Origin of the sequence: Devosia sp., from assembly GCF_028290435.1 — a bacterium.
Lineage (GTDB): Bacteria > Pseudomonadota > Alphaproteobacteria > Rhizobiales > Devosiaceae > Devosia.
Genome location: NZ_JAQGJV010000096.1, coordinates 18,071 through 29,015 on the forward strand (window position 1 = coordinate 18,071; position 10,945 = coordinate 29,015).

At 63.4% G+C, this 10,945-nt stretch carries 9 protein-coding genes; 2 read left to right on the top strand and 7 right to left on the bottom strand.

Going from position 1 to position 10,945, the window contains the following annotated elements:
* Positions 1–33: 33 nt before the first annotated feature.
* Positions 34–975 (top strand): oxidoreductase, encoded by a 942-nt coding sequence (locus JWP26_RS21920; RefSeq protein ID WP_299733095.1) that lies wholly within the window; start codon positions 34–36, stop codon positions 973–975.
* A 49-nt stretch (positions 976–1,024) separates the two neighbouring features.
* A complete protein-coding gene (locus JWP26_RS21925) occupies positions 1,025–1,669 on the top strand; it encodes a TetR/AcrR family transcriptional regulator (RefSeq protein ID WP_299733099.1) in 645 nt (214 codons plus the stop codon).
* Between the two features lie 175 nt (positions 1,670–1,844).
* Here JWP26_RS21925 and JWP26_RS21930 read toward each other — a convergent pair whose 3' ends face one another.
* From JWP26_RS21930 to JWP26_RS21960, 7 genes are all read right to left on the bottom strand, one after another.
* Entirely contained in the window at positions 1,845–3,128 is a 1,284-nt protein-coding gene (locus tag JWP26_RS21930; protein ID WP_299733102.1) for a branched-chain amino acid ABC transporter permease, read from the bottom strand.
* Positions 3,125–4,129, bottom strand: coding sequence for a branched-chain amino acid ABC transporter permease (locus JWP26_RS21935; RefSeq protein ID WP_299733105.1), 1,005 nt, complete (start codon positions 4,127–4,129; stop codon positions 3,125–3,127). Before JWP26_RS21935 ends, JWP26_RS21930 begins: the two co-directional genes overlap by 4 nt.
* Before the next feature lie 4 nt (positions 4,130–4,133).
* A complete protein-coding gene (locus tag JWP26_RS21940) occupies positions 4,134–4,838 on the bottom strand; it encodes an ABC transporter ATP-binding protein (protein ID WP_299733107.1) in 705 nt (234 codons plus the stop codon).
* A complete protein-coding gene (locus JWP26_RS21945; protein ID WP_299733110.1) occupies positions 4,838–5,620 on the bottom strand; it encodes an ABC transporter ATP-binding protein in 783 nt (260 codons plus the stop codon). The genes JWP26_RS21940 and JWP26_RS21945 overlap by 1 nt, the downstream gene beginning before the upstream one ends.
* A gap of 105 nt (positions 5,621–5,725) precedes the next feature.
* The gene (locus tag JWP26_RS21950; protein WP_299733113.1) at positions 5,726–6,088 is read right to left on the bottom strand and encodes a methylglyoxal synthase; all 363 of its coding nucleotides are present in this window, start codon (positions 6,086–6,088) and stop codon (positions 5,726–5,728) included.
* Between the two features lie 231 nt (positions 6,089–6,319).
* Positions 6,320–8,683, bottom strand: a complete 2,364-nt coding sequence (locus tag JWP26_RS21955) for a methyl-accepting chemotaxis protein (RefSeq protein WP_299733115.1) — start codon at positions 8,681–8,683, stop codon at positions 6,320–6,322.
* Positions 8,684–8,827: 144 nt separating this feature from the next.
* Positions 8,828–10,876, bottom strand: coding sequence for a methyl-accepting chemotaxis protein (locus tag JWP26_RS21960; protein WP_299733118.1), 2,049 nt, complete (start codon positions 10,874–10,876; stop codon positions 8,828–8,830).
* Positions 10,877–10,945 lie beyond the last annotated feature (69 nt).

A 10,945-nucleotide genomic window follows, 5' to 3' on the forward strand; every position in this document is an offset into this window, starting at 1 on the left:
GCGGCCGAACCCCTGCACCAAGGACGCTCCGCCATGACCGAGTTCACCACCGCCGACATCCCCAACCAGACCGGCAAGACCGCCATAGTCACCGGCGCCACCGGCGGGCTGGGCTATGAAACCGCGCGCATGCTGGCGGGCGCCGGCGCCAAAGTGATCCTTGCCGGTCGCAACGCCGAAAAAGGCGGCGATGCCCTGCGCCGTATCCGCGCGCTGCATCCCAAGGCCGATATCGCCTTCGAAAGCGTCGACCTTGGCAATCTCGCCTCTATCGCCGCGTTCGGCGTGCGCATGAACGGGCAACTCACCCAACTCGACCTGCTGGTCAACAATGCCGGCGTCATGACCCCGCCGACCCGCAAGACCACCTCCGACGGGTTCGAGCTGCAATTCGGCACCAACCATCTCGGCCATTTCGCCCTGACCGGCCAGTTGTTGCCCCTGCTCATTGCCGCGCACGGCGCCCGCGTCGTTACTATTTCCTCGGGCGCCGCCCATCTCGGCCGCATCGATTTCGACAATCTGCAGTCGGAGCAGGCCTATCGCCCAATGCGCTCCTACGGCGCATCCAAGCTGGCTAACCTGCTGTTTTCCCGCGAATTCCAGCGCCGCAGCGACGTCAACGGCTGGGGCATCGTCAACGCCAATGCCCATCCAGGCTATGCCCGCACCGACCTGATCGCCAATGGTCCCGGCACCATGACGGGCATTGCGGCGATCGGCACCAGTCTGATGGAGCGGTTTCTCTCCCAGAATGCCGCCGATGGCGCCCTGCCGACCGTCAAGGCGGCAACCGCCCCCGACGTGCGTCCACTCGACTATTTCGGCCCAGACGGGTTCATGCAGATGAAGGGCGCTCCGGCGATCGTCCAGCCACCTCGCCGCGCCAAGGACGATGCCGTGGCCAAGCGGCTGTGGGAGGCGTCCGAGCAGTTGACCGGGGTCCGCTACGGCGCCCAAGCCGTCCCCGCTTGACAGGTCGGGCGAACGGCCACACCTCTGCTGCACTCAGCGGAGACCTTGTGTGACCGGCTTCCAGCGTGCCCGCCAGCCTGAACAGAAAACACTCCGCCGCGAGGCTCTCATCGCGGCGGCCACGGCCCTGTTCGACGAAGAGGGCCCCACCGGTACCGGCCTCAACGCCATCGCGGCCCGCGCCGGCTTTACCAAATCCAATATCTACCGCTATTTCGAGAGCCGCGAAGAAGTGCTGCTAACTCTGTTGCTGCAGGAACAGGAAGCGTTCGTCGCGGCGCTCGTCACCCGGCTCGATAGCCTGACGCCTGGCTTTGTCGGCGCGGCCGCCGCCGCAATCTCCTCGGAATTCCTGGCGCGCCAGCGCTATTGCAAGCTGATCAGCATGTTTTCCAGCGTCCTGGAGCAGAACGTCTCCGAGGAGAGCATCGCCACCTACAAACGCGCCATCAACACCCAGATTGAGCCGGTCGCCCCCGCGCTGATGCGCGCACTACCCAGCCTGTCGCTATCCGATGCGCAATGGCTGTTCCGCGTCATCGCCACCCTGATCGCCGGCATGTGGCCCGCCGCCTACCCCTCCGCCGCCGCTCAACGCGTCCTCGACCGCGACGAATTCCGCGGCTTCAAACCGGTACCGGAGCAGGACTTGCCAAGGGCGATATTGGCGTTGCTAAGGGGGATTGGGGCTTAGAGCCGACAATAGATGGGGGCCAACCGTCACCCCCTCCCAGCCTCCCCCACCGAGGGGGAGGTGCCGTGCGGTAATTGATACTCGATTCAGCTCCAAGAGTGGAGAGACACCTCCCCCTTTGATGGGGGAGGCTGGGAGGGGGTGTCCGCGAGCACAATACATGCTCGCACCCACCCTAACCCTCGCGCCGCACCACTTCGGGGATCAGCCCTCGTGGCGCAAACCGCAGCGCAATCGTAATTACCGCCCCCAGCACAAAAATGCGCATCTGCGATGCCCGAGACTGGATGTCCGGAATTTCGCCCCAGCCGATCTGGCCGGACCAGTGGCTGATGGTGCCGAACAGCAATTGCGCCAGCGGGTCCGAAATGATCCAGACCAGCCAGATCAGCACCGCGCCAAACACCGCGCCCCAATTGTTGCCGGCGCCGCCGACGATCACCATCACCCAGATCAGGAAGGTGTGGTTGATCGGCTGATAGCTCGACGGATCGTTGATCTGCACGAAACTGACCAGGATCGCCCCGCCAATGCCCATCAGCACCGAGCCGAAGACGAAAATCTCGAGCTGCCGTGCGGTAACGTTCTTGCCCATCGAGGCAGCGGAAATGTGGTTGTCGCGAATGGCCCGCATCATGCGGCCCCACGGCCCCGCATAGGCCCGTGAAATCAGGAACATGGCGACGGCGAAAATCACCAGCACCAGCAGCAGGAACCCGCCACGCGCCGACAGCAATGCGGTCTGCGCGTCCATGCCGCCGGCCTGATAGTCCTGCGGCAACGGCGTCGGCCACGGGATCGGCGACACGGTCAGCGTGCCCCGCGTCAGCCAGTCCATGTTCTTGACCAGCGCCCGGATGATTTCCGAAATGCCGATGGTGGCGATGGCCAGATAATCGGTACGCAGGCCCAGGCAAATCTTGCCCACGATATAGGCCACGCCCGCCGCCAAAACGCCACCGAACAGCCAGCCCAGCACGGGATGCGCGCCCAGGCCGCCCACAAAGCCCGCATTGGCCTCGATATAGGCGGCCGCCGGATCGATCTGGCTGCGATAAACGCAATAGCCGATGAACCACGCCAAAACCGTCAGCGCCATTTTCCAGCCGCCGCGAATGCCGATGCGATGGCTCTGCCGCGCTGCGATCACCAGCAAGGCGCCGGCGCCGAAGGCGATCAGTGCCCGGCCTAGCATCCATGGGCCATCGGAACCCCAGAATTGCGGATTGACCGGGTAGGAGATGAAGGTGACGGCCACCCCGCCCAGCATCATGAAGCCCATGATGCCGAAATTGAACAGCCCGCCATAGCCCCACTGGATATTGAGACCCATGGCGATCAGCGAATAGGCCGCGGCCTCGACCAAGCGGCTGGAGGTAAACGGCACGCCCATGAACCAGCCGATCACGAGGATCAGCACGAACAGCCCGGCAAACAGGGTCAGAGAACGCCGGATCATGACGAGGCTCCCTTAAAGATACCCGTGGGCCGGACCAGCAACGTGACCACGAGGATCACAAAGGCCACGGTCAGCTTATATTCGGTGGGCACCAGCGCCAGCGTCTGTGGCAATTGCAGCCATTCGGGCAGCACGGTGTTGAGGGGTTTCAGCACCATCGACCAGTTGAACACCGCCAGCGTTTCGGCAAAACCGATCAGCAGACCGCCGGCAATTGCGCCATAAGCCTGGCCCAGGCCACCGACGATTGCCGCAGCGAAAATCGGCAGGATGATGTTGAACGCCAGGTCCGGCTTCAGCGTCACGTCCAGTGCCAGCATGGTGCCGGCCATGCAGGCGAGCGCGCCGGCGATGATCCAGGTCACGCGGACGACGAGCGCGGTATTGATGCCCGAAACCTGCGCCAGATCGGCATTGTCCGCCATGGCGCGCATCGCCTTGCCCAGCCGCGAGCGCGTCAGGAAGAAATGCAGTGCGATCACGGCAATGGCCGTCACCACGATCATCAGGATCTGCGGCTCGGTGATCACCAGCGGGCGGGTCGAGCCCAGCGCGCTCATGTCGAAACGGAACACGTCCTTGGGCTCGTTCTCGAAGAACGAATAGCTGCCCGAGCCGAAGAACAGGCGGATCAGCCCCTGGATCATCAGCGTCACGCCGATCGAGGCGATCAGCAAGGTGACCGGCTTGGCGCCGCGCTTGCGCAGCGGGGCGTAAAAGCCCTTGTCGATGCCGAGCGCAAAGATGGCGCCCAGCACCATGGCCAGCGGCAGCACCACGAACCCCATCGGGATCGGCGCATGAACGCCCCAGGCGGCGAACAGGCTGGCCAACAGAAACGCCATGAACGCCCCGCCGGTCATCAACTCGGAATGGGCGAAATGGGCAAACCGCAAAATGCCGAAAATCAGCGTGATGCCGATGGCCCCCAGGGCGTAGATCGAGCCCAGCACGGCGCCGGCGATCACCACCTGGTTGATGAAGAAAATCAGTTCGGTCACAGCCTCAACCCCCGAGGAAACTTTTGGCGACTTCGGGATCGGCGATCAGTTCGGCGCCGGTGCCGGTGAAACGGTTCTGCCCGCCTGCAAGCACAAACCCCTTGGAGGCGAAGGCCAGCGCCTGGCGGGCATTCTGCTCCACCATCAGGATGCCGACGCCTTCCTTGTTGACGCGCACGATGGTCTCGAAAATCTCGATCACATAGCGCGGCGACAGTCCCGCCGATGGCTCGTCCAGCATCAGCAGCTTGGGCTTGCTCATCAGCGCGCGACCCATCGCCACCATCTGGCGCTGCCCGCCCGACAGTTCACCGGCCGGCTGGCGCCGCTTTTCGGCCAGCACCGGGAACATTTCGTAGACCCAGGTCATGGTGTCGGAAAAATCGTCCTTGCGGGTGAACGCCCCCATTTCGAGGTTTTCCTCGACGGTCATGGAGGTAAAGACGTTCTTTTCCTGCGGCACGAAGCTGAGACCCTTGGGCACCAGCTTGTCCGGCAGGGAATTGGCGACGCTTTCGCCGTTGAACTCGATGGTCCCGCCGGTGACCTTGAGCAGCCCGAAAATGGCCTTGAGCGTGGTCGACTTGCCGGCCCCGTTCGGCCCGACGATGACGCCGATATCCGACTGCTCGATGGCGATATCGACGCCATTGAGGATCGGTGCGCCGCCATAGCCGCCCACCACGTGCTTGAGTTCGATCAAAGCCATTACGCCACCGCCACGGGTGAGCCGAAATAGGCTTCGACGATGGCCGCATTGGCGCGGATTTCGCTCATCGGGCCCTCGGCGATCTTTTCGCCCTGCGCCATCACGATCACCGGATCGCAGAGGCGCCCGATCAGATCCATGTCGTGCTCGATGACGAAGAACGTATAGCCCAATTCCTTGTTCATGCGCTCGATATTGGAGGCGAGATCCTGCAGCAGCGTTTTGTTGACGCCGGCGGCGACCTCGTCGAGCAGCACCACCTTGGCATCCACCATCATGGTGCGGCCAAGCTCGAGCAGCTTCTTCTGGCCACCCGAGAGGTTCCCCGCCAGCTCGTTGCGCACATGGCCCAGCTTGAGGAAATCGATGACGTCGAGCGCCTTTTTGCGCACGTCGCGCTCGCGCGATTTGACCAGACCCGGCCGGAACCACGCATTGGCCAGATATTCGCCCGGCTGGTCGCCCGGCACCATCATGAGATTTTCCAGCGCCGTCATGTTGGAGAATTCATGCGCGATCTGGAAGGTGCGCAACATGCCGGTGCGGAACAATTGATGGGGCTTGAGCCCCGTCACGTCCTCGCCGTCGAAAATCACCTGGCCCGAATCCGGCGCGATATTGCCGGCGACCATGTTGAACAGCGTGGATTTGCCGGCCCCGTTCGGGCCGATCAGCCCGGTGATCGAGCCGCGCCGCACCTGCAGCGAACAATCGTTGACGGCGAGAAGGCCGCCAAAGCGTTTGGAGACGTTGCGAACGTCGATAACTGCGTCGAAGGACACCAAATTCCGTCCCGATCCCTGAATGCCAAATTGGCCCTGCTTTGCTGCGGGCCATTACAGGCATCTGCACACAAGAGCGGCAAAGGGTCAATCTTTACTGATTGGTCAAACCACAGCCAGAACCGCATCGGCTGTGGGTTTATTGAAGGCGCAGAGCACATCGTAGAGGGTCGCCAGCCGGGTCAGCGCCTTCACATCCACATCGTGCGGCTGCGCCGAGAGCGGATCGATGAAGAACACCAGCATGTCCAGCCGCCCCTCGGCGATCAGCGCGCCTAGCTGCTGGTCGCCGCCCAAGGGGCCGCTTTTGAGCAAGGTAACCGGCAAGCCCGTCGCCGCCATCACCCGCCCGCCCGTCGTGCCGGTGCCCCACAATTCGTGCAGGCTCAGCTTGTCGATATTGGCAAGCGCCCAGGCGACCATTTCGTCTTTCTTGTCGTCATGTGCGACCAGGCCAATGCGCGCCATATCGGGTTCTCCGCGGGTTGTGAGAGCGTTGAACCATGGGGCGCAGGTGGGTGCAAGGGTGGCTCCGTTTCATCGACGCCCCCATGGCGCAAGAGCCTTTGGCCAGCCCCGCCATACCCACCCCCACCGCCCTTCCCGCGGTCTTGACCCGCGGGCCTCTCGCCGCTCACGCCCTGTTGAGAGGCGCCCGCGGGAAGGCAAGAGGAGAGGTGCACAGTCTCGGTGGAAGGCCTAAAACTCGCCCCACTCCTTGGCCACCGCGGAAGTCCCGACGGTGCGCAGCTGCGCGACGGGCTTACGCGATGTCCGCACCGCCGCCACGCTCCCCCGCTTATCCAGCTTGAACACATCCACAATGCCGTCCAACTCGCTGGCCTGCGCCTCGGTCTGCTCGATAGAGGCGTTGATTTCCTCGACCAGCGCCGCGTTGTGCTGGGTCATCTCGTCCATCTGCCGCACCGCAATGCTGACCTCGGACAGGGCCGAAGCCTGGGCGCTATTGGCCTGGGCGATGGAGTCGATCAGCGTCGAACTCTCCTGCGCCTCCGCCAGAATATCGCGCAGCTTGTCGGAAGCCTGCCCCACGAGCCGCGCGCCCGATCGGACTTCGTGGGCACTCGCATCGATCAGCAGTTTCACGTCCGCCGAGGCACTGGCCGCCGATTGCGCCAGGCGCCGCACTTCCACCGCAACCACCGCAAAGCCCTTGCCGGCTTCACCTGCCCGCGCGGCTTCCACGGACGCGTTGAGTGCCAACAGGTTGGTCTGGAAGGCGATATCGTCGATCAGTCCGATGATGTTGGAAATCTTGGACGACGACGAGGTAATCCGCTCCATGGCCGCATTGGCCTGATTCATCACCGCGCCACTCTGGGTGGCGCTTTGCGACATCAACTGCACCTTCTGGTTGGCATCCTCGGCCATGCGGGCATTCTCGCTGACCGTCGAGGCCAGTTGCTCCATCGCCGCCGAGGTTTCCTCGATGGTCGCCGCCTGCTTGGTGGTGCGCTCGCTCAGATCGTTGGCGCCGGACAGGATTTCGCTGGTCGCGGTCTTGAGCGCGCGCGAGGTGGCGCGCAATTGGGTCACCACATGGGTCAGCTTATCGCCCACCGCATTGGTATCCGCCTTGAGCTTGGCGAACGAGCCCGAATACTGGCCATGCATGCGCTTGGTCAGGTCGGTATCGGCCAAAGCCGCCAGCACGTCCCCGGTTTCGGCCAGCCCGCCATCGACGGTCTCAACCAGCTGGTTGATGCTACCTGCCAGCGAATTGAGCTCGGCATCGGGGAACTGGGCATGCACGCGCTTGGTGAAATCGCCCGCGATTGCCGCGTCCACCACTTCGCCGAACGCCGCCTGCAGTGCCACCATCATGTCGCCGCGCTCCTGGCGGCGGCGGATTTCGGCAACACGCTCTTCCTCGGTCATCTGACCAACCTTGATGCCGTTCTCGCGGAACACCTCGACCGCCCGCGCCATGGCGCCGACTTCATCTTTGCGGCCAGCGCCCTCGATGGTGACGTCGAGGTCACCGCCGGCGAGCAGATCCATGGTCTTGGTCAGCCGCGTGATCGGCTTGACCACCGACGAGCCGACGAACCAGAAGGCCGCGAGCCCGAGCAGCAGCAGCACGCCGCCACCGATGATCAAGATATTACGCTGCTGCACCGAGGCCGCCAGCAGCGTCGCCTCCGGCACGGCGACCATCACCGTCCACTGCTTGCCAACCTCGGTCAGGTTGAGCGGGATAGCGGTGATCCGCCAGTCGCCACCCTCGGCCGGAGCCGCTGCATAGTATTCGCCCTTGGCCGCGCCGTCGCGCGCGGCGACCGAGGAGGCATCGGTGGCCGGCGTGCCCAGCAGCGCGGGATCGGAATGGACCACCCAGTCGCCTTCCTGGTTGATGACACCGATCCAGCCTGTGCCCATCGGCTTTTCCTTGCCGATCAGGTCGGCGAAGACGCCGCCGTTGAAATCGACGCCAACCAGGCCCACGCCCTTGCCCGACGCGTCGCGAACGATGGCAGTGGAGGAGGTGTAGAGCTTCTTTTCATAGAGATAGGGGCCGATCAGGCCCGGCTTGTCGGTGGCCAGCGGATTGGTGAACCAGCCGGAAAAGCCTTCCGCCTCCGAGGTGCTCAACGAGCCAAAGGTCGATGTGCCGGTCTGCAGATCGCGGGTGATCGAGACGCCGAAATAGCCATCTGGCATGGCATATTTCGAACCCGCCAGAGCCGGATTGGCGGCAATGGGCGAGTCTTTGGTCAGCAAGGCCCAAACGCCGATGGCATTGGGCGTCACCCCGATCTGGCTTTGAAACAGATTGGTTATGGTGGCTTCGCTCGTCGCCGGATCGACCATCAGCATGCTCAGGGTCTGCGCCACCGATGCGGCTTCCGTGGCATGCTCCTTGAGCACCACGCGGATGTTCTGCGCCTGGGTTTGGGCGATGCTGACCAGCAATTGATTGGCGCTATCGATATCGCCCTTCTGGGTCGAGCTGACCACATAGCTGAGGCTGGCGACGATCGCGATGATAAAGACCAGCGCCGCAGCACCGACGATCTTTCCGCGCAGCTTGAGAGCAGGCATTTGGGCAGGTCCTTGCAGGAGTGAATACACTTGTTCGTATTCATGCCTAAGGGCCGTTAAGCATCTCTCAACGTTAACGGCGCCCGCAAAATAAAAATGGGGCCCCGCAAGCACCCCATTTTAAGAAGCGAAGTAATTCCGAAATTAGAACTCGGCCCAATCCTTGTCGACCGCCGCATTGCCATGGGTCACGTAGGTCCTGGCCGCTACCTTCAGGCGATCCTGCAGGCCACGAGCGCCGCTGACGGCGGCGGCGGGTGCCGGTGCAGCGGCCCGACGCACGGGCGCCTCATGCTCGTTGATGATGAAGATATCCACGATCCGGTCGAGTTCGCTGGCCTGGGCCTCGGTCTGCTCGATGGCCGCATTGGTCTCTTCCACCAAAGCCGCGTTGTGCTGGGTCATTTCGTCCATGGTGCGTACGGCGGTATTGACCTCGTCGATCGAGGACGCCTGCTCGCGGCTTTCGCGCGCGATCGATTCCAAGAGGCCATTATTGCCCCGCGCCGCTTCCAGCATCGCCTTGAGCTTGCCGGCCGCATCGCCAACCAGCTTGCTGCCGGATTTGACCTCATTGGCCGATTGCTCGATCAACACTTTCACATCCGCCGAAGCACTGGCCGCCGACTGCGCCAGACGACGAACCTCGACCGCCACCACCGCAAAGCCCTTGCCCGCATCGCCGGCACGGGCGGCTTCCACCGAGGCGTTCAGTGCCAGAAGGTTGGTCTGGAAGGCGATATCGTCGATCAGCCCGATAATGTTGGAGATCTTGCCCGAGCTCTGGGTAATGCGCTCCATCGCGGCGGTCGCCGCATCCATCACCTGCCCGCCCTCTTCGGCGGTCTTGGTGACGGCGCCCGCATTGACGCTGGCGTCGCGAGCGCGATCGGCATTCTGCATCACCGTGGAGGCCAGTTGCTCCATCGCGGCCGAAGTCTGCTCGATCGTCGCCGCCTGTTTGGTGGTGCGCTCGCTCAGATCATTGGCGCCCGACAGGATTTCCCCCGTCGCAGTCTTGAGCGCGCGCGAGGTGCCGCGCAGCTGGCTCACCACTTCGCTCAGCTTGTCGGCCACCGCATTGGTATCGTGCTTGAGCTTGGCGAAGGCGCCTTCGTACTCCCCCTGCATGCGTAGGGTCAGGTCGGTATCCGCCATGGCGCCCAGCACCACGCCGATTTCGCTGACGCCGCGATTGAAGGTCGCCACCAGGTTATTGACGCTGGCCGCCAGCGCATTGAGTTCGGGATCGGGGAATTCGACATCGACCTGGCGGGTGAAATCGCCGGCCACTGCGGCATCGACAACCACGCCGAAAGCGCTCTGCAATTCGCTCATCATCGCTTGGCGATTGGCCTGATCGGCGATGATGCGCGCTGCCTCGGCCTCGGTCATCTGGCTGACGCGCAAGCCGTTTTCGCGGAACACTTCGACGGTGCGGGCCATGCCGCCCACTTCATTGCCCTTTTGCGTATAGGGCACCACGGTGGCGAAATCGCCGGCCGAAATCTGCTCCATGGCCTTGGCCAGCTTGGGGATCGGCTTGGTGATGGTGCGCGACATCAGGAACCCCAGCGCACCCAGCGCCACGAACACGATGGCCCCCACCAGCACCAGCAGTCCGACCACGGCATTGGCGGCCGCATTCACGCTGGCCATCGGCACGCCCACATAGATGGCGCCCATGACCTCGCCGCTCATTTTCACCATCGGCTGGTAGGCGCCGAAATAGCTGCCCCCCAGCAATATGCTCTCGCCGATGACCTGCTGGTTGGCAACCAGCCCCTCATAGGCCGGGTCGCCCGCCGCGATCGTCATGTTCTCGGCACGCGCGCCGTCGGCGCCGACCAGGCTCGTGGTCCGGCTGGTGAACACGGCGGTGGCCGGATCATATTGGTAAATCGTCGCATCCTGCTTGGTGACACGGGTCACCGAGTCGATGACCGAGGTATCGTAGAAGGGCGGGATGGCCCAGCTCTGGAACGACGCGATGCTGCCATCCTCGGCCCAGTTGAGCACCGAGCCCGACAGGCGCCGTTCCAGGATAGTGGCGGCGACACCGATATTGGCGTTCTGCTGCACCTTGCTTGACTGTATCGATTGATCGTGAAGGTTCAGATAGATCACGGTGGAGACGACGGCGATCGATCCCAGGATCGCACATTGCACCAAGGCCGCAATGGCGACCGTCATCTTCACGTTCCCGAAGAACCGCGCCAGCACACCCATAATTTCCCCCAAGCAGTCGGGCGCACGTATCGA